The organism is Microbulbifer sp. 2205BS26-8, assembly GCF_030731025.1.
In the GTDB taxonomy this organism is placed as follows: domain Bacteria; phylum Pseudomonadota; class Gammaproteobacteria; order Pseudomonadales; family Cellvibrionaceae; genus Microbulbifer; species Microbulbifer spongiae.
In genome coordinates this window covers 36,557-56,052 of the sequence record NZ_JAVAMR010000017.1, presented here as the reverse complement: position 1 = coordinate 56,052, position 19,496 = coordinate 36,557, and the positions used below count along the sequence as shown (strand labels likewise).

Below are 19,496 nucleotides of genomic sequence, written 5' to 3'. Positions count from 1 at the left end.
GAAAATGGTGAACCTTGCGGGTTATCCAGTTAGCCCTTGAAAGCATAAAGTGCGGCAGGTGAAATCCGGGTGAGATCGCTACTCAACAGATCGATTGTTGAATTGATCTCTCGGTTCTTAAGCGTAGTTCACATTGATAAGTGTTTTGCTGGCACTGAAGCGCTATTGTCCAGCCCAGGGCTGTACAGATTCTTGTTGCCAGAAACAATCCCTGACCGATGCCTTTGCTGCCCTCTCTTTTTTGTCCGGACAGCAGTGTCTTTTTTGTATCGAGTGCAGTCTCTATGGGGTTTTCAAAAAATATGGCACTTCTCTTGGTGTGAATCCTCAGTTCGGCTCTGGATGCATGTTGCAGGGCATTGCCGATCAGGTTGTCGAATAGTAATGACACGAGATGGCGGTTGGCCAGGATCTCCCGGTCGCTTTCTACTTCAAGCTGTATCTGGAAGTTTTTGTGAATAAGGATTTGGTGCTGTTTCAGGAGGCGCTCTTCCAATAACGGGCGTAACCAAAAGGGTTCCGGCTGCAGGGATTCCGAACGGGCCAGGGCCAGCAGGGTCATTACTGTTTCCTCCATCCCGGTCACCGTTTGTAAAAGCTCTGTCTTTTCAGAAGCTGTCATGGTCCTGTTTTGGCTCAGAGTCAGGGTACCTTTGAGAATGGTCAGGGCCGTGCGGAATTCGTGACTGGTGTCGCGGGTGAATTCGGCTTCCCTCTGCAGTGCCTGTTTGAGCTGATTGATGGTGCTTTCCAGGGTGTAGGCCAGATAGCCAATTTCATCCTTGTCACCACTGTGGGGCAGGGATACCTGGGCATCGCAGCTTCGTTGCTGTTTGACCGCTTCCGCCAGGGCAATAACCGGGGCGATTGTTTTTCGGGAAATACCGTAGGCACAGTAAAGTGCCAATAAGACTGTGAAGGCACATGCGCTGCCAAAGAGCCAGAGTAACCGGGCAGATTGTCGCGTGACAGTGATCAGTTCACTGACTTCTGCGGCGAGAATTGCGGAGCTGTTATCGGGGAAATGTACTCTCTGCAGGTGAAAGTGATGGTCTGAATCACTAAACCACTCGGCTTTTTCGGCGTGGTCTGGCAGTGCGCTGCGCAATTGTAGGGGAATGGGCTGCCCTTTGCTGTACAGCTTGAGATAGGGCAGGCGTGGTTCCGGTGGAAAACCGGTGATTTGTGCCTGCTGTTCAATATAACGGACCTCACCTTCGAGTAAATTATCGACAATGTGGTCTTCAATCACATAGGCGGCCAACAGGCAGATGGCGAAAAAGACCAGGCAGAGCAGCAGGGTAAAACTGCCAAATATCGCAAAGACTTTTTTTTGCAGTTTACTGGTTCTGCGCATTTGAGGTTGCCAATTGGTATCCCAGGTTGGTGATGGTTTTCAGCATGGGGGTCTTGAATGGTTTGTCCAATGCCTGGCGCAGGCTGTAGATATGGGATTTAAGGGCGTCAGTTTCCGGCGGGTCGTCGCCCCAGATATGGTGAATCATTGCCGAGCGGCTCACGGGGGCCGGTGAGGCCTGGGCGAGCAGGGCGAGAATGCGAAATCCGATAGCGGTCAGCGCCAGTGGTTTTTTGTCTCTGCAGGCGATTTGTTGGCGACGGCATATCTGCAGATCGCCGATCTGAAAGGTATCCTTGCTATGCAACTGGTGCCTGCGGGCCAGGGCACGGCAGCGCAGGATCAACTCCCGCGGGTCGAACGGCTTGCATAAGTAGTCGTCAGTGCCCAGTCCAAAGCCCTGCTCTTTATCAGAGATGGCATCGCGAGCGGTGAGCATCAATACCGGTATATTGACTGGCGCTTCCGCTTTAATCCTCTGACACACCTCCAGGCCATCCATATCGGGAAGACCTAGATCGAGAAGCACCAGGTCAAAGATCTGCTCAAGCGCCAGCTGCACCCCCTGGCGGCCACAGCGGGAAAAATCCATTTGCCAGCCTTCGGCTTGCAGAAACTCGGCAACCTGTCGGGTTATGGCAGGGTTGTCTTCTATCAGCAGGATTTTCAGTGGGTGTACGGGAGTATTTCTTGTGGCCGAGAAAGTCGGCAAATATTCTGACAGGGTGGTGGTGAAATAGAAGTGAAGTTTCACCGCCGGAAGGCTTTGGGTCAGGATGGAAGGATACTCTGAGTTCAGATAGTGAGGTTGCGACCGCCGTCGACTGCGAGGATCTGACCGTTGATGTAGGGCGCGTCGCAAGTGAGGAAGCGCACGGTCCTGGCGATATCATTCGCGCTACCGGTACGGGCCAGGGGTATACGCTGGACAATGCGCGCTTTCTCGGCCGCGTTAGTGGTCTCCTGCTCGGGCCACAGGATGGCACCGGGAGCGACTGCATTGACGCGTACCCGGGGGGATAATTCCAGGGCAAGGCTTTTGGTGAGCATTACCAGCCCGGCCTTGGCGGCGCAGTAAATTGTGTGTTCGGGCATCGGACGTTCGGCATGGATATCCGCCATATTGACAATGCAGCCCCTATTGCGGGCGAGGCTTCCGGCCAGGGCCTGACTGAGGAAAAACGGCGCCTTGAGATTGCTGCCTACCAGTTGGTCCCAGTCCTCCTCGGTGGCACTGCCGACTGGCGTTGGGTAGAAAGCCGAGGCGTTATTGACCAGGACATCAATGCCGCCCCATGCTTCTTCCGCGCGCCGGGCGAGGTCGGCACAGGCATCGGCGCTATCCAGCGCGCTCTGCAGTGCTACGGCGGAATCCCGGCGGACTGCGTTGAAGGCGTTTGCGAGGGCGTGTGCCGCATCGGTCGAGCTGCGATAGTGGATGACAATACGGTGATCCCCGTGCAGTTCTTTGGCGATGGCGCGACCGAGGCGAGCGGCAGCACCTGTGATCAACACATTACGCACGATAGGCTTCCTTTACCTTGGCAATCGCCCCAATACGCGCCCGGTCCAGTGCCCGGCCCAGCTTCGTACCCTCGTAGCCCTGTGCGATCAGCGTGTCGGCGGTCACTGCGGCTGCCGCTTCGCGGGCGGCGCGCAGGAAGTGAGTCTGGGGATAGTCCCGGTGCTCGAGTCCCCGGCGGCCGCGGGCGTCTGCTTCACAGGCGCGCAGGAAGTTCTCAAACCTCTCGGGGCGTCGCAATGCATCCAGACTGCGCATCATTTTCATAATGGTCTGTGGGCGCAGCTCGAATGCCCTGTGGCAGTGCAAATGGTATGCGCAGACACCAATAGCCAACGCGGTCATTTCCTTGGGCGTGCGCCAGCGTTCGCAGACGGCGCGTACCAGGGGTACGCCGGCAGATTCGTGACCGTGATGACTGGGTAAAACCTCTTCCGGGGTTAAGCCCTTGCCCAGATCGTGCAGCAGGACCGCGAAACGCACAGGCAGCTCGGCGGGGGCGGCGCGCAGTGCCATCAATACATGCTCGCCGGTATCTACCTCGGGGTGGTATACAGGGGGCTGAGGTACCCCGAACAGCTGCTCCAATTCAGGCAGAAGTACCGCCAGGGCACCACACTCCCGCAGCACCCGGATAAAGATATCGGGGTCCGGTTCCGTGAGAGCACGGCTGACCTCCTTCCAGATTCTCTCCGCTACCAGATATTCCACCTCACCGGCCTCCACCATCCGGCGCATCAGTGCCGCAGTCTCCGGTGCAACGGTAAAGCCCAGATGGTGATAGCGTGCCGCGAAGCGTGCTACGCGCAGGATGCGCAGAGGGTCTTCGGCAAAAGCTGGGGATACGTGGCGCAAGATATGGGCCTGCAGGTCTTGCCGGCCTCCGTAAGGGTCGATCAGCCTGCCGTCGCTGGATTCGGCAATCGCATTGATCGTCAGGTCACGGCGCAGCAGATCTTCTTCAAGGGTGATACTGGAGGCGGTATTGACAGAAAAACCGCCATATCCATGTCCGCTTTTGCGCTCTGTGCGGGCAAGGGCATACTCGTCGCCTGTGTCGGGGTGCAGAAACACGGGAAAATCCCGCCCAACAGGTTTGAAGCCGCGCTCTAACATCTGCCGTTCATCGGCACCCACAACCACCCAGTCGCGCTCATGTACAGGGCGGTGCAGCAGTTTGTCGCGCACTGCGCCGCCAACGAGATAGATCCTCAATGGGATAGCTCCAAAGCTGGGGAAAGCGGTTGCCCGACAGGGGGTTGCACTACCATAAATCCATTGCTTCCGACGCCGTTCAATCTCCAGAATGAGGGACAGGATGACAGGGCGGAAAAGTCTGGGATGTTGGCAAGATAAAAAAAAGGCCCCGAAAAAACAAGGGGGCTCAGGGTCTTAGGGTATTCGCATTGGCAATGCGTGCGACTGCCAAAGAGTGCGTGCCGACGATCCGGCGCAGGGATTGGTCGATGCCAATTTGTGATCATATTAACAAAGATATCTTACCTGTCAAATGTACCTTATAGTATTTTTTGAGGGGGTTGTTGTGCCGTTCGTTAATAAGTTGCATGGACCGAATTTCGGGCTGGCTATACAGCATTGAACAGCATAATTTAAAGGAGCGATTACACTGGGCAGGATAATTTCGCGCCGGGCTCTGGGGGATGGAGTTTTGTTGCGGGAAGTTGACTTGACCATCAGAGATCGCAGTTGTTGGGGAGACTAACAATATGAGTGAAATACATGTGCTAACGACCGGGGAAGCGGCCAGGTATTGCGGTGTTAACTTCCGAACGGTCATCCGCTGGATAGAGCGGGGACAACTCAAAGCTTACAAGTTACCTGGTCGTGGCGACCATCGCATTTGTGTAGAGGATTTTGTGGGTTTTTTGCGCGATAACGCCATGCCGGTACCGAATAATCTGGCCGTACCCAGCCGTAAGGTGTTGCTGCTGACCACGGATTCGGATCTGACTTCTGTGGGATGCCAAACATTGGAAAACATCGGCTGTGAAACAGAGGTGACAGGCGACAGCTTCTCTGCCGGTATTTTGTTGGCCCATATCAAGCCTGTTCTGTTGGTGATCGATGCAAATTTAGTGGGTGACGGTGGTTTCCAGATACTTGATTACCTGAGGTCCCGTAGCGAGTATGCCAACCTGCGTATTCTCGTTGCCCCCTCTGGAGAAGATCGTGATACAACCCGCTGGCTGGATGCCGGTGCCGATGCTTTATTGAGACAGCGGGAGGAACGTGGCGAGTTGGCAGCAAAGGCCAAATTATTGCTGGAAGCCGAAGATTAATCCGACGATATACACTGGGGAGCTATCCGCAGGCAGTATCTCCCCTGTCGGGCGGCGCTGAATGGTTGGCGCATTGACATTCAGATGGGCTTCGGGATTAACATGGGCTCCTCTTCCCGCTCCTGGCGGTCGCGGCCTTGCTCAGGGCAGTGGTAGCTGGCTGTGATTTCTTTGCCATTGAGACTATTGAGATGCACATCAAAACCCCAGAGCCGGTGTAGGTGTTTCAGTACCTCCGCGGTGTCTTTGCCCAGAGGTCGGCGCCGGTACTGGGTGTGATGCAGAGTCAGGGAACGATCCCCGCGGGTGTCCACCGCATAAACTTGAATATTGGGCTCGCGGTTGCCGAGGTTGTATTGGCCTGCCAGGTTTTCTCTCAGCTGCTGGTAACCGCACTCATCGTGAATGGCGCTGACAACAATGTCTTTCTCTTTGTCGTTGTCGCTGATACAGAAGAGTTTCATATCGCGCATGACTTTTGGCGAGAGAAACTGCAAGATAAAACTCTCGTCTTTGAAGTCGCGCATGGCGAATTGGAGTGTTTCCCGCCAATTGCTCCCAGCGATATCCGGAAACCAGCGGCGGTCTTCTTCTGTTGGATTCTCACAGATGCGTTTTAAATCAGTGAAAATACTGAAACCTAACGTGTAGGGGTTAATGCCGCTATAGTGGGGGTTGTCAAAGCCTGGCTGGTAGATCACATTGGTGTGGCTTTGCAGAAATTCCATCATAAAGCCTTCGGTGACCCGACCACGGCGGTAGAGTTCGGTCAGCAGAGTGTAGTGCCAGAAAGTGGCCCAGCCTTCGTTCATGACTTGTGTCTGGCGCTGGGGGTAAAAGTACTGCGCGAGTTTGCGCACGATACGCACCAGTTCCCGCTGCCAGTTTTCCAGTAATGGGGCGTTCTTTTCAATAAAATAGAGGATATTTTCCTGGGGCTCATCGGGAAAACGTTTCTTCTTGGTGCTCTCTGAACTTTCGCCCAGCTTGGGAATGGTTCGCCACAAATCATTGAGCTGCCGCTGGCGGTATTCCTCCCGCTCCTGCTGCTGGCGCTCTTCTTCAACGGCCGAGATGGGATAGGGTCTTTTGTAGCGATCGACTCCGTAGTTCATCAGGGCATGACAGGAATCCAGGATTCCTTCTACTTTATCCAGGCCATAACGCTCCTCACAGCGGGAGATGTAGTTCTTGGCGAAAATCAAATAATCGATAATACTGCTGGCATCGGTCCAGGTGCGAAAAAGATAGTTGCCCTTGAAGAAAGAATTATGCCCATAGGCGGCATGGGCGATAACCAACGCCTGCATCATCATGGTGTTTTCCTCCATGAGATAGGCGATGCAGGGGTTGGCATTGATCACTATTTCGTAGGCCAGCCCCATCAGGCCGCGCTGGTAGCTGTTTTCGACGCTGATGAATTGTTTGCCGTAGGACCAGTGGTGATACCCTACCGGCATTCCAACCGAGGAATAGGCATCCATCATCTGTTCCGAACTGATCACTTCAATCTGGTTGGGGTAGGTGTCGAGGCCAAACCCTTCCGCCAGTTCGCCAATGGCGCGATCATAGTGTTGAATCAATTCGAAAGTCCACTCGGAGGTGGTGGAGATGGGGTCTTGTGAATCGGTTTTTGGTGAGTCGCTGCTATTGGCATAGGTGTCTAGCATCGGGCTGTTCCCTTCTGGCCAAACAGTTGCCGGAAGACCGGGTAAATATCCTGCACCCCGACAATCTGTTCCATAGCAAAGTGGCTTGGAAACAGCGCGCGTACACTTTCGTACTCGTCCCACAGGGCCTGGTGATCGCGCGGTGTGATTTCTACATAGGAGTAGTACTGCATGTGGGGCATGATGTCGTCAATCAGGATTTTGTGGCAGGTGCTGGAATCATCATTCCAATTGTCTCCGTCGGACGCTTGGGCACCATAGATATTCCATTCATTGTCGGGGTAGCGCTCATGCATAATCCGGCGCATCAACTTGAGTGCGCTGGAAACGATGGTACCCCCGGTTTCACGAGAGTAGAAAAATTCTTCTTCATCTACCTCCTTGGCACTGGTGTGGTGGCGGATAAATACGACTTCGGTGTATTCGTAGCTGCGTTGGAGAAACAGGTAGAGGAGCAGGAAGAAGCGCTTGGCCATGTCCTTGGTGGCCTGGTTCATGGAGCCAGATACATCCATCAAACAGAACATCACTGCGCGGGAGCGGGGCTTTGGCTGACGAATCAGGAGATTATATTTCAGGTCAAAATCATCCAGGAAGGGGACGCGGCCAATGCGATTGCGCAGTTCTAGGATATGACTTTTTAACGTGTCAATTTGCCGTTGGTCCCGCAGTGTGGAGTCTTTGTTTTCCTCTTGTGCAAGGGTTATTTCCAATTCGCGGAGCTTGCGCCGCTTGTTGCTGGTCAGGGCGATTCGGCGCGCGTGGGCCGCTCTGAGGGAGCGGATCACATTCAGGCGGCCCGGGATACCTTCGTTGCTGATACCGGCGCGAATGACTCGAAAGGCTTCGTTACCGGCCAGTTGCTGCTTGACCATATTGGGCAGCTGCAGTCCCTCGAACATAAAGTCGAGGAATTCCTCCTGGGAGATCTGGAAAACAAAATCGTCGACGCCCTCACCGCTGTCGCTGGCCCCACTGCCACTGTCCCCGCTGCTTTGTTTCTGGCGTGGAATTCTATCGCCGGTCGTGAACTCCCTGTTTCCCGGCAGAATGTGGTCGACATGCCCGCCGGTGCCATGGGAAAACAGGGGCTCATTGATATCACGGGTGGGGATGCTGATTCGCTCACCTTTGTCCATGTCCATGATTGAACGGCTGTTCATGGCATCGCCAACCGCTTTTTTAATATGAGCCTTGTAACGCCTGAGAAAACGCTGGCGATTAACAGTGCTCTTCTTTTTCCCATTCAAGCGGCGGTCGATGATGTAGCTCATATTGCTGTCCTGCCCCTGAACAAACTCAATCGGTGCTGCTTGTCATACAAGTCTTTATAGCTTGAGCGAGAGAGAAGAGTGCAAATCCCTGCGCCTGCAAACCGGCAATCAGGCAGGTTTCACCTGAACGGAATGAATGGCTGTGAAATACTCTCCCAATAGAGTGAGGCTGCTTGGATGTCAATTCCTTGTGCCGGTGGGTGATTGAGGAGGGCAGCGTTCTGCATTGCAGTAACCCATAGACTGCCCCTTCCCTGCAAGCGGGAAAGTTACTGTGACTTCCGTACACGGAGATACCATTCAGACAGCAGACGAACCTGTTTCTCGGTGTAGCCGCGCTCTACCATGCGCGCTACAAAGTCCGCATGCTTGCGTTTGTCGTCAGCGGATGCCTTGGTGTTGAAGGAAATAACCGGCAGAAGATCCTCGGTATTCGAGAACATTTTCTTTTCAATCACAGCGCGCAGTTTTTCGTAGGATCTCCAATCCGGGTTTTTACCCTGATTATTGGCCCTGGCCCGCAGCACGAAGTTAACAATCTCATTGCGAAAGTCTTTCGGGTTGGAAATACCGGCGGGTTTCTCGGTCTTTTCCAATTCTTCATTGAGCGCGCCCCGATCCAGTATCTCACCGGTTTCTGGATCCCGGTACTCCTGATCCTGTATCCAGAAATCAGCATAAGTGACATAGCGATCGAAGAGGTTCTGGCCGTACTCTGCATAGGATTCCAGATAGGCAGTCTGGATTTCCTTGCCGATAAATTCCACATATCTCGGTGCCAGATATTCTTTGATAAAACCTAGATAGGTTTCCTGTATTTCCGATTGAAACTGCTCCTGTTCTATTTGTTGTTCCAGTACATATAAAAGATGAACCGGGTTGGCAGCCACTTCTGTTGCATCAAAATTGAAAACCTTGGACAGTATCTTAAATGCAAAGCGTGTAGACAGGCCCGTCATGCCTTCATCGACGCCGGCATTGTCCCGGTACTCCTGTATAGTCTTTGCCTTGGGGTCGGTATCCTTAAGATTTTCTCCATCATAAATGCGCATTTTTGAATAGAGGTTGGAATTTTCCGGAGCCTTGATCCTGGACAATACAGAGAACTGCGCCAGCATGCGCAAAGTATCCGGTGCGCAGGGTGCCTTTGAGAGGGAGCTGTTTTCCAGTAACTTCCGATAGATCCTGATTTCCTCCTGGACACGTACACAGTAGGGTACCTTGACAATATAAATACGGTCGAGGAATGCCTCATTGTTGCGATTGTTGCGAAAGCTCTGCCACTCCGATTCGTTGGAGTGCGCAAGTACCGTGCCGTTAAATGGTATTGAACCAAGCCCCTCTGTACTGTTGTAATTGCCCTCTTGGGTGGCTGTCAGTAGTGGATGCAGCACCTTGATAGGAGCTTTAAACATTTCCACGAATTCCATCAATCCTTGATTGGCACGACACAGACTGCCGGAAAAACTGTAGGCATCGGGATCGTTTTGCGGGAATTCTTCCAGTTTTCGAATATCTATCTTGCCAACCAGAGAGGAAATATCCTGATTATTTTCATCGCCGGGTTCCGTCTTGGAGATCGCTATCTGATCGAGGATGGAGGGATGAATCTTCACTACACGGAACTTGCTGATGTCCCCGTTGAATTCGTGTAGCCGCTTGACCGCCCAGGGTGACATGATGGTATTGACATAACGCCTGGCAATGCCGTAATCCTCCTCCAGAATGCGTCCATCCTCCCCCGGTGAAAAAAGGCTCAAGGGTGATTCGAAAACAGGTGAGCCCTTTATTGCGTAAATCGGCACTTGTTCCATGAGTGCCTTGAGGCGTTCGGCCAGAGAGGATTTGCCGCCACCTACTGGGCCCAACAGGTACAGAATTTGCTTTTTCTCCTCCAGTCCTTGGGCGGCATGTCGAAAGAAGGAGACGATTTGTTCAATCGCCTCTTCCATACCGAAGAATCCGCTAAAGGCCTTGTAGCGCTTGATTACCTTGTTACAGAATATTCTGGACAGGCGGGGATCGTGAGAGGTGTCGATCAGTTCTGCATCGCCGATCGCCATGAGCATTCTCTCGGCGGGGGAGGCGTAGGCGCCGCGATCCGTTTTACATAGCTCCAGGTATTCCTGAATGCTGAGTTCTTCGTTCTGGATAGACTCGTATCTCTCCAGATAGTGGTTGAAAATTGTCACGATATTTACCTCCCTGTAGTTTACCGGGAAACACCGTATCCGGCTTATCGTTCGGAATCAGTGCACCGGTTACTCCGTGGCAGCGCGACCTGTCCATCCGGGGCGATCTGTATGGGTGGCTGTAGCACACTTTTTGCCTTCGCGGAGGTGTATTTGGCGTGAAACGCGGTTAAAATCGCCGCCCTTCGCAACAACTGCATGTTACCTGTACGGCAAAGGCTGGCATCGACCCACGGTATCTCCCGTGCCGTGTTGTTCACCCTGTGATCAGTGCGTTGGGGTGACCAGGCTTCCTCTTTGCTACAGAATGTTAAATAACCCCTGCTTTTCCAGCATAGCTTTCCGTCTTATTGCGATACTGGAATAGCATCTTTATAGGTTGAAAATAGCGGCATTTTACCTTTTGCCATCTGCTTTTTGGCAGGATAAACAAATTTGAGCGTGTCATTATGGCAATTCTGGTGACTGGCGGAGCGGGTTATATTGGTAGCCATACCTGCATTGAATTACTGAATGCAGGTTTTCAGCCGGTTGTAGTGGACAATTTGTCCAACAGCTGTGAAGAGTCCCTGCACAGGGTGGCTTCTATCACTGGCAGGACGGTGCCTTTTTACCCCCTGAATATCGGCGATCAACAGGGATTACGTCGGGTCTTTTGTGAATATGAAATTGTTGCGGTAATGCATTTTGCCGGGCTGAAAGCTGTCGGTGAATCTGTTACCAAACCCCTGCGTTACTATCAAACCAACCTGGTCGGTGCGCTGGTCCTGATTGAGTTGATGGAAGAATTCGGCGTAAACTGCCTGGTCTGCAGCTCCTCGGCTACCGTGTATGGTGATCCAGAGATTGTGCCGATCCGGGAGGATTTTCCTACCGGGGCCACCAATCCCTATGGAGCCAGCAAGCTGATGGTGGAGGGTATACTTCGGGATATCTGCGCTGCTCCTGAAAGTCACTGGAAGGTGAGCCTGCTGCGCTATTTTAATCCCATCGGCGCCCATAAAAGTGGCATGATTGGTGAAGACCCACGGGGCATCCCCAATAATTTATTGCCTTATGTGTCTCAGGTGGCAGTCGGTCGCCGCCCCTATCTGCGGATATTTGGCAATGATTACGATACGGCAGATGGTACTGGCGTGAGAGACTATATCCATGTGGTTGACTTGGTCCGCGGTCATCTGGCCGCACTGAAACTGTTGCTGCAGAAGACAGGAAACGCCGTCTGCTATACCCATAACCTTGGGACGGGTCGGGGGTGTTCAGTACTGGAAGTTGTACGTGCATTTGAAATTGCAAGTGGCAGGGAGATTCCCTATACCATTGTACCGCGCAGGCCCGGCGATATCGCACAGTGCTACGCTGATCCAGCCCTGGCCGAGAGAGAACTGGGGTGGAAAGCCGAGTATGGTTTGCAGAGAATGGTTGAGGATGCCTGGCGCTGGCAATCCCGGAATCCGCAGGGCTACACCACCGAGTGAACTCGATAATCACTTGTTGGGGGTAGTTGGATGGAGAGTCCACTGATGCCTGTTTTTCTGCTCACATTTCCGGGGAATGCCATTTTTTCGGCAAGTAATCAAATCTCAGTCCGATGAACTTGAGCCGGAGAGTCGTTGTCATTGGTTCCTGTAATTTAAGCCGTCCGGTGCAATTGTGCTAGTATTTTCCGCGGACCACCCAATCAATCCTGAAGCACCGCTTTGGTTACCACAAAAATAACCCAAACGGTTGGGGAATTTCAGCCAGAACAAGCACAACAATTACTATGAATACGTCCATCCCCCCCAGACTCCCCCTCTTTATTAACGGTGAATGGATACAATCCAAGAGCGACCATTGGCTGGATGTAACCAATCCCGCCACCGGGGAGGTCCTGACCCAGGTGCCCTGTGCCTCCCACGAAGAGCTGCAAAACGCCGTCACCTCTGCCCGGGACGCATTTTTAACATGGCGGGACACACCCATACCTACCCGCGCGCGCGTCATGCTCAAATACCAGGCCCTCCTCAAGGAGCACCAGCAAAGCCTGGCGGAAATTCTCTGCGAGGAGACCGGCAAGACTATTGAGGATGCCAAAGGTGACATCTGGCGCGGTATTGAAGTTGTAGAACAGGCGGCGAATGTCGCCAGCCTGATGATGGGGGAAACGGTGGAAAACGTCGCAAATGCTGTCGACTGTTACTCCTACCTGCAGCCGTTGGGTGTATGTGCCGGCATCACGCCATTTAACTTTCCCGCAATGATTCCGCTGTGGATGTTTCCCATGGCCATTGCCTGTGGCAATAGTTTTGTCCTCAAACCATCGGAGCAGGACCCGGTCACGCCTTGCAAGCTTGCAGCACTGTTTGAAGAAGCGGGGGCGCCCAAAGGACTATTGCAGGTGGTGCATGGTGGTGGGGAACAGGTGGATTTCCTGCTCAAGGCACCGGATATCCGGGCGATTTCCTTTGTGGGATCGGTGCCTGTAGCTCGGCATATTTATCAGACCGGTACCGAGTACCTAAAGCGGGTACAGGCATTTGCCGGCGCCAAGAACCATATGGTGGTGATGCCCGATGCCAACAGGAGCGCTGCAATCCACCATCTAGTTGGTTCTTCGGTTGGTGCAGCGGGGCAGCGCTGTATGGCGATATCCGTAGCCGTTTTGGTTGGTGAGGCACAACAGTGGAAAAGTGAAATCCGCGATGGTATGGCCAAGGTGCAGCCCGGTCATTGGAAGAATCCGCAATCTGACTACGGACCAATGATTTCCGCCGCGGCGCGGGAGCGGGTACTGGAATATATCGCCAGGGGCAAGGCAGAGGGCGCCGATTGTATGTTGGACGGCTCCGTTGTATCCGTGGATGGATATCCCGATGGCAACTGGGTGAGGCCGACCCTGTTCGCCGATGTCACTCCGGAGATGTCCATTTACACCGACGAAATCTTCGGCCCCGTTCTATGTCTTGTCAATGCGGACACTCTGGAGGATGCGATTGACCTCGTAAATCAATGCCCCTATGGCAATGGCACATCCATATTTACCGCCAGTGGCGCCGCCGCGCGCAAGTACCAGCATGAAATTTTGGTGGGCCAAGTGGGGATTAATGTACCTATTCCGGTACCCTTGCCATTTTTCAGCTTCACTGGCTGGCGCGCTTCCTTTTATGGCGACCTGCATGCCTACGGCAAGCAGGCAGTGCGCTTTTACACAGAAACCAAGACAGTAACGGCGCGCTGGTTTGATTCAGATATCGAACATGCACAGCACGCAAACATGACAATAAACCTCAAATAGTCACCTGCCGGGAAGCCAACCGGGCACTGACATTCGGAGAGTGCAATGACAAAGACAGTTGCTTTCTTTGGACTTGGGCACATGGGCGCTCCCATGTCCTACAACCTGCTGAAAGCGGGATTTCAGGTCAAGGGATACGATCCGGTCGGCGCCTCGCTCGACAGCGCGGGTAGTCGAGGTGTGGAGGTATGTACCACCCCGCACCAGGCTGTGGTGGGTGCAGACTTTATTGTCAGTATGCTGCCTCACAGTGCCGCGGTGGAGTCCCTGTATCTCCATGAGGAAAAATTACTGGACCAGATCGCACCGGATACCCTGGTGATCGATTGTTCCACTATTTCTGCCACCAGTGCCAGGCACCTTCTGGCTGCAGCCAGAGACAAGGGGCTTCACGCCATAGAGGCGCCCGTATCCGGTGGCGTTGCCGGGGCCGTGGCCGGTACATTGAGTTTTATGTGTGGTGGTGACAGTCATGATGTGGAGCGGGCGCGGGAAATCCTTCGGCATATGGGAGTCAATATTTTCCATGCGGGCCCCGCCGGGTCTGGTCAGACTGCCAAGATCTGCAACAACATGCTCCTGGCTATCCATATGATCGGCACAGCTGAGGCCCTGCAACTGGGGGTGGACAACGGACTGGACCCCAAAGTGCTCACAGAGATTATATCAAAAAGCTCCGGGGCCAATTGGTCTCTGCAAACCTATAATCCCTATCCGGGGGTGATGGAAAATGTACCCGCAAGTAATCAGTATGCGGGAGGGTTTATGGTGAAATTGATGTGCAAGGACCTGGGCCTGGCACAGCGTGCTGCAACCGATAGTAAAAGCTATACACCACTGGGTTCACTGGCTCGCAACCTGTACGGGATACATAACCTGGCAGGGAGTGGAGAACTGGATTTCTCCAGTATTCAGCAACTTTTCCAACTGAAATAGCCGGGCAGTTTACTGCGGTCCAAACCTGTTACTGATACTGGTAACTCTGGTAAAGGGTGTCCCCGGCAGCGCAAATCGTTTGGTTTATCCGACAATCATGAAAAGGGGTGCCTGAGGCCTACTCGGTTGAAAGTGAAGAAGTTGATTGTACTCAAGCATGCTGATCGCTTTTTTCTGTGTTTTCTGTCAATTCTGACCATGTGAAACCTCTTGCCAGTTCCCATTCTGAAAACAACCGGCAACTTGTTAAACTGACAGCAATCGGTCTCAGTTTATCTGTGCAGCGGGTTTTCTGCCGTCGATGATACACAGAGAGAGTGGTTGGTTTTTCTACAGTAATTGGCAAGTAAGCAGCTTGGAGTTTGGTTGTGCGCCATATGTCTGAACAGGGATATATATAGGTTGCCGTCAATTTTATCAATCGGAGGGTTTTTTATCAGCATTTTTTCATATTTTCCGATTTGGTGATTATCGCGTTTCGCTATAGGTGCTGACATGGTGAACCGGATTTTTGGTAAACGCCCCTGAATACAGTGAATGCTTGGTTTTTTGAACCTCCTGAAATTGATAGTTGGTCAGAACTGACTGGTTATTAACAAGATAACCAAGGATGTAATCAGTAATTCAGTATTCAAGATGGGAGCGTTGATTTTATTCGGAATTGAAGACTGCAAATTCATTCAGTAAACGAGAACTATCTCTAATTAATCCCTCCTTAAAATGCATTAAAGTTTTCGCAGGCAAAAAGTTTGCAGCGTGATTTTGCCTTTTTTGCACAAATGTCGAATTGTCATATTGAATAAGATATTTAAGTTAGTGCAAATATCCTAAAAATGTTGGTCGCGTTCATTACAGGAGAGCGCGCTTCAACATAAATCTTTCCATATAAGAATATGGATCATGGAGAAGAAAATAATGAATATTCTCTCTAAGAAGTCTCTCAGGGCTGGTTTGACGATGGCTGCAGTGGCAACCGGCCTTCTTTCTTATAGTGCTTATGCGGTTGAGCGTGATGAGGGCACCGATTTTTCCAATATGCCGCAGCGTATCATTGTGCAATATAAAGACACCAAGGTTCGTGACTGGGCCGGCCAGGCGGCTGCGCTCGCACAGCGGGGCGGCCATGGAATGACATACGTGCGCAGTTTGGCATTGGCGGACCGCCAAGTATACCGGCTGAATAAGCGCATGACGCCGGGCCAGTTAAAAAAGCTGGAATTGACATTGGAGGCGGATCCAAATGTCCTTGCTGTTGAAGAGGATGTACTGATGCAGCCACAATTTATACCGAATGACACTTTTTACAATGTGCAGTGGCATTACTTCGAGGCCGTCGGCGGTATCAACCTTCCTCCAGCGTGGGATAAACAAACGGGGGCCGGTGTCACCGTAGCTGTGCTGGATACCGGTTATGTCTTCCACTCAGACCTCCACGCCAATATATTGCCAGGCTACGATTTTATCAGTGATGTTTTTGTGGCCAATGATGGCAACGGGCGTGATCCAGATGCCAGCGACCCGGGGGATTGGGTGAACGCCAACGAGTGCGGTCCTTTTAATCCGCCGCAATTTCGGCCCAGCAGTTGGCATGGTACCCATGTTTCCGGCACCATCGCCGCTGTGACCAACAACAATCAGGGTGTGGCTGGTGTCGCCTTCGATGCAGAAGTGGTTCCGGTGCGGGTACTGGGCAAGTGCGGTGGTTTTCTCTCGGATATTGCCGACGGTATTGTCTGGGCATCTGGTGGCAGTGTAAGTGGTGTACCGGCTAATGCCAACCCCGCCCAAGTGATCAATATGAGCCTTGGGGGCGGCGGCGCTTGCGGTTCCACCTATCAAAGCGCCATCAATACAGCCGTGGCCAATGGCACCACCGTGGTAGTCAGTGTGGGCAACAGCAATGCGAATGCATCTGGTTTTCGACCGGCAAACTGTGCCAATGTGATAGCCGTTGCTGCGACCGAGCGATTTGGAGCCCGCGCTTACTACTCTAACTTTGGTGCCGCCGTAGATGTCAGTGCGCCAGGGGGGGATGTGGTTTTCAATCCTACCCATGGAGTCGCTTCAACCCTGAACGACGGTCAGACCAGCCCAGGCAATGAGAACTATGTGTACTATCAGGGCACCTCTATGGCGGCACCCCATGTATCCGGTACTGCTGCGCTTATGTACGCTAAGAATGGTGGCCTCACACCAGTGCAGGTCGAAAATATCCTGCAGCTCACCGCCCGCCCCCTGCCCGGCCCCTGTACCGGTGGCTGTGGTGCAGGCATTATTGATGCCAATGCTGCAATCGATGCCGTACCCTAGGGGGTGCCACAGACTAGGGCCTTCCAAATACCGGGCAGCACAGCCGGATGCCGACCCTAACTGGGGAAGTGGTGCTCTATCGGTATAAGGGCGCTATGCGCCCCTTTTTGTCTCTCTTGCTTCCTTTCTGGTCGGCGTTTGCTCCGGACAACAGCGTCAGATGGCTGGGAGGGATGGTCAAAATAGGAAATGGAATAGGTTGTTTCTTTGAGGGATAGAAAACGGATATGCACAGAACTTTTTGCAAGACCACAGATTTCTATCCGCAAAAGAGCAGGATGGCTTGATACTACTCACACGATCCTTACCAGGAAGCTTGTGATACGGGGTTTCTGTCTAGCGCGCAGTCTTTATATTCTAAAATTGTTTTTGAGTCAGCTTGTAGTGCCCTGACTTTGGTAAGAAATTAGCGATAGATGAGAGCCCTGTTTGTCGATGTAGGGGTTCATTTCAGTGCAGCACATGAAAATGAATGCGCAGTCGTCCACTTGTTGATGGAGCAAGGGATCGCGGGCTGATTTTTACCGGGTTAACGTCGAATTGTGGGCACTGATACTCACGGCAGATCCGTGCGAGCGCTTGAGCGACAGACGGGTGCATACCGTTACATTGTTTTTAGAGGGCGGAAAAAATTCTCCGATGAAGACGGTTTGAAGGGCGTCGATTGCTCTGTAGTGCTCAGGGTGCCCCCACCTGGCAATACAAGGGCTTCTCCCAGGGAGAATTTGCGCAGCAACGCCATCCCTGGATGCCAATACGTAAAGGTGATACGCCCCGGTGAAACACTAATCGGCTTTCGGTTTTGGCTGTTCCAAAAACTCTTCTGGGTGGACAAACTCCCGCATAAAGATCTCCCAGAAGGCGAGAAACAGTGCCGCGAGTAGCGGGCCTATGGCAAAGCCACTGATGCCAAACATAAACAGGCCACCCACTGTTGAGAACAGTACGAGATAGTCCGGAAGCTTGGTATCCCGCCCCACAAGAATCGGGCGCAGCAGATTGTCCACCAGGCTGATAACGGTGAGTCCATAGGCGAGCAATATGGTAGCTTTTACCGGCTCGCCAATGGCATAAAGATAGATGGCCGCCGGAAACCAGATAAGAGCAGCGCCAACAGCCGGCAACAGGGATAGCAGGGTCATCAATACACCCCACAACAAAGGTGCAGGGAGACCGAGTACCCAGAAAATAATGCCACCCAGTGTGCCCTGGGTGACGGCGACAACCAGATTCCCTTTGATTGTAGCGCGTGTGACTTCGGCGAACTTGGCCAGTAACAGGTGTTCGCGCGCATCGCCCAGGGGCAGCGCGTGGATAATCAGATTGACCAGCCTTTCGCCATCGCGAATTAAGAAGAAGGTCAAGTAGAGCATTAACCCCAGCATGACAAAAAAGTTGACGGTGTTTTGTCCCACTTCAATAGCATTTTTGGCGACGATGCTGCCGGCATTCATAATGCCGCCAAGCAAACGCTGTTTGGCCACTTCGATATCCACACCGATGCTCTCGAGTGTGGTGTTCAGCCTCGGGAAGGCACTGCGGATCTGCTCTAGGGATTTGGAGATATCAATCTGCCCTTCCTGTACCTTTTGGTACAGGCTAACCGCCTCGTTGATAAATGAGGTGGCCACCACAAGCACCGGTATTACCAGCAGGACGACACACATCAGCAGAGTCAACAATGCCATGGCATTGGGGGAATTGGGAAAACGCCTCATCAGGTAGCGGTACACCGGATAAAAAATCAGGGCAATGGCGCAGGCCCAGAAAATCGGTGTGAAAAAGGGTTTCACAAGCAGCAGAAAAGCCACTGTCACCAATAGCAAAGACAAGATGAATGAACGTTTTTCGAGCTTTTCCTGCACCGGAAATCCCTCAGCCTGTGTGGTTGCCCTGTGGTTACAGGGCCTGATTTGTATTCTATATAATCAAAAGCGGGAGGGATTTACCAGCGTCTGTAACCACAGGTATCCACGTGAAAACGGATGCTCTTATAGATGCCAAGGCCCATCTTCCACGGTCGGCCATTGCGCCGGTGGATATCCCTGAGTACCGGCACCAGTTGCTCTCGCGAGAAATTTTTCTGTGGGACTACATCCAGACCGCAGAAGAGCAGGTGTTTACTGCCCTTTGAACCGCCCGCCTTGCGGTTGTAGCTGGCGGTGCGCCATCCGGACAGTACAGTCACCGGGCCGATACGCGGTACTATTTCCTGCCGGATGACTTTCAGGGTATCCACTACGGTTTTCCAGTATTCCTCCGGAGGGATGGCGAAGGGGGGTTCGTTCAAATCCCGCCAGTCACTGCCCTGGCGCAACAGCTCAAATGGCGATACGACCTTGTGTACCTGATTTGCCTGCAGAAAAACTTTCAGCCTGGAAAACAGATGCCGATTGTTGTCCTGCTTGAGGAAGCGGGTGAAGGCCCTTTCTGAGGCTGCTGGATAACCCTGAATATCGTACACATTCGGGATTTCAAGTAGCGGCAGTAGGTCTATGGGGTTGATCACCCGATCTCCCAGTTCGCGCATTCTGTCAAAAGTGGCAAACAACAGGATAATAGTGACGACAATCAGAATGGCGCCGGTGAGAATGATCCGGCGCCGCCGGCTCTGACGATTAATCGGATTGCGGTCCTTATTTTCTTGGAAATTCATGG

14 protein-coding genes are annotated in these 19,496 nt (G+C 52.7%); 5 read left to right on the top strand and 9 right to left on the bottom strand.

Features of this window, described 5'->3' with window-relative positions:
- Positions 1–82: 82 nt before the first annotated feature.
- From Q5Y71_RS08145 to Q5Y71_RS08130, 4 genes are read right to left on the bottom strand one after another with little or no spacing between them, the layout of a single operon-like run.
- Positions 83–1,357 carry a HAMP domain-containing sensor histidine kinase gene (locus Q5Y71_RS08145; RefSeq protein WP_306041510.1) on the bottom strand — a complete coding sequence of 425 codons (1,275 nt, stop codon included), beginning with the start codon at positions 1,355–1,357 and terminating at the stop codon, positions 83–85.
- Positions 1,341–2,111, bottom strand: a complete 771-nt coding sequence (locus tag Q5Y71_RS08140; RefSeq protein WP_306041509.1) for a response regulator transcription factor — start codon at positions 2,109–2,111, stop codon at positions 1,341–1,343. Before Q5Y71_RS08140 ends, Q5Y71_RS08145 begins: the two co-directional genes overlap by 17 nt.
- Before the next feature lie 41 nt (positions 2,112–2,152).
- Entirely contained in the window at positions 2,153–2,881 is a 729-nt protein-coding gene (locus tag Q5Y71_RS08135) for a pteridine reductase (RefSeq protein ID WP_306041508.1), read from the bottom strand.
- Entirely contained in the window at positions 2,874–4,094 is a 1,221-nt protein-coding gene (locus tag Q5Y71_RS08130) for a multifunctional CCA addition/repair protein (protein WP_306041507.1), read from the bottom strand. Before Q5Y71_RS08130 ends, Q5Y71_RS08135 begins: the two co-directional genes overlap by 8 nt.
- Positions 4,095–4,606: 512 nt before the next feature.
- On the opposite strand from Q5Y71_RS08130, the gene Q5Y71_RS08125 reads away from it, so the two are divergent.
- Positions 4,607–5,179 carry a helix-turn-helix domain-containing protein gene (locus tag Q5Y71_RS08125; protein WP_306041506.1) on the top strand — a complete coding sequence of 191 codons (573 nt, stop codon included), beginning with the start codon at positions 4,607–4,609 and terminating at the stop codon, positions 5,177–5,179.
- Positions 5,180–5,259: 80 nt separating this feature from the next.
- On the opposite strand, the gene Q5Y71_RS08120 is transcribed toward Q5Y71_RS08125, so the two are convergent.
- The 3 genes from Q5Y71_RS08120 to Q5Y71_RS08110 form a co-directional block, all read right to left on the bottom strand.
- Complete coding sequence (locus tag Q5Y71_RS08120; protein WP_306041504.1) at positions 5,260–6,849, bottom strand: SpoVR family protein; 1,590 nt, start codon at positions 6,847–6,849, stop codon at positions 5,260–5,262.
- Positions 6,843–8,123, bottom strand: a complete 1,281-nt coding sequence (locus tag Q5Y71_RS08115; protein ID WP_306041502.1) for a YeaH/YhbH family protein — start codon at positions 8,121–8,123, stop codon at positions 6,843–6,845. Before Q5Y71_RS08115 ends, Q5Y71_RS08120 begins: the two co-directional genes overlap by 7 nt.
- Before the next feature lie 269 nt (positions 8,124–8,392).
- Complete coding sequence (locus Q5Y71_RS08110) at positions 8,393–10,315, bottom strand: PrkA family serine protein kinase (protein ID WP_306041500.1); 1,923 nt, start codon at positions 10,313–10,315, stop codon at positions 8,393–8,395.
- Positions 10,316–10,764: 449 nt separating this feature from the next.
- Here Q5Y71_RS08110 and galE point away from each other — a divergent pair, with 449 nt between their 5' ends.
- The 4 genes from galE to Q5Y71_RS08090 all read left to right on the top strand — a co-directional run bounded on the left by galE (position 10,765) and on the right by Q5Y71_RS08090 (position 16,838).
- Positions 10,765–11,793, top strand: coding sequence for a UDP-glucose 4-epimerase GalE (gene galE / locus Q5Y71_RS08105; RefSeq protein WP_306041499.1), 1,029 nt, complete (start codon positions 10,765–10,767; stop codon positions 11,791–11,793).
- Between the two features lie 287 nt (positions 11,794–12,080).
- Complete coding sequence (locus Q5Y71_RS08100) at positions 12,081–13,592, top strand: CoA-acylating methylmalonate-semialdehyde dehydrogenase (RefSeq protein ID WP_306041497.1); 1,512 nt, start codon at positions 12,081–12,083, stop codon at positions 13,590–13,592.
- Positions 13,593–13,637: 45 nt separating this feature from the next.
- Positions 13,638–14,528 carry a 3-hydroxyisobutyrate dehydrogenase gene (gene mmsB, locus Q5Y71_RS08095; RefSeq protein WP_306041495.1) on the top strand — a complete coding sequence of 297 codons (891 nt, stop codon included), beginning with the start codon at positions 13,638–13,640 and terminating at the stop codon, positions 14,526–14,528.
- 915 nt (positions 14,529–15,443) lie between these two features.
- A complete protein-coding gene (locus tag Q5Y71_RS08090; RefSeq protein ID WP_306041493.1) occupies positions 15,444–16,838 on the top strand; it encodes a S8 family peptidase in 1,395 nt (464 codons plus the stop codon).
- Between the two features lie 785 nt (positions 16,839–17,623).
- Here the strand turns inward: Q5Y71_RS08090 and Q5Y71_RS08085 are convergent.
- Together Q5Y71_RS08085 and Q5Y71_RS08080 are read right to left on the bottom strand one after the other, a co-directional pair.
- A complete protein-coding gene (locus Q5Y71_RS08085) occupies positions 17,624–18,703 on the bottom strand; it encodes an AI-2E family transporter (RefSeq protein ID WP_306041492.1) in 1,080 nt (359 codons plus the stop codon).
- A gap of 80 nt (positions 18,704–18,783) precedes the next feature.
- Positions 18,784–19,494, bottom strand: coding sequence for a D-Ala-D-Ala carboxypeptidase family metallohydrolase (locus Q5Y71_RS08080; RefSeq protein ID WP_306041491.1), 711 nt, complete (start codon positions 19,492–19,494; stop codon positions 18,784–18,786).
- Positions 19,495–19,496: the final 2 nt, after the last annotated feature.

Coding starts and splice junctions, on each gene's coding strand:
- Q5Y71_RS08145 (WP_306041510.1), bottom strand. CDS start 1,357: ATGCGCAGAACCAGTAAACTGCAAAAAAAAGTCTTTGCGATATTTGGC.
- Q5Y71_RS08125 (WP_306041506.1), top strand. CDS start 4,607: ATGAGTGAAATACATGTGCTAACGACCGGGGAAGCGGCCAGGTATTGC.
- Q5Y71_RS08120 (WP_306041504.1), bottom strand. CDS start 6,849: ATGCTAGACACCTATGCCAATAGCAGCGACTCACCAAAAACCGATTCA.
- Q5Y71_RS08115 (WP_306041502.1), bottom strand. CDS start 8,123: ATGAGCTACATCATCGACCGCCGCTTGAATGGGAAAAAGAAGAGCACT.
- galE (WP_306041499.1), top strand. CDS start 10,765: ATGGCAATTCTGGTGACTGGCGGAGCGGGTTATATTGGTAGCCATACC.
- Q5Y71_RS08100 (WP_306041497.1), top strand. CDS start 12,081: ATGAATACGTCCATCCCCCCCAGACTCCCCCTCTTTATTAACGGTGAA.
- mmsB (WP_306041495.1), top strand. CDS start 13,638: ATGACAAAGACAGTTGCTTTCTTTGGACTTGGGCACATGGGCGCTCCC.
- Q5Y71_RS08090 (WP_306041493.1), top strand. CDS start 15,444: ATGAATATTCTCTCTAAGAAGTCTCTCAGGGCTGGTTTGACGATGGCT.
- Q5Y71_RS08080 (WP_306041491.1), bottom strand. CDS start 19,494: ATGAATTTCCAAGAAAATAAGGACCGCAATCCGATTAATCGTCAGAGC.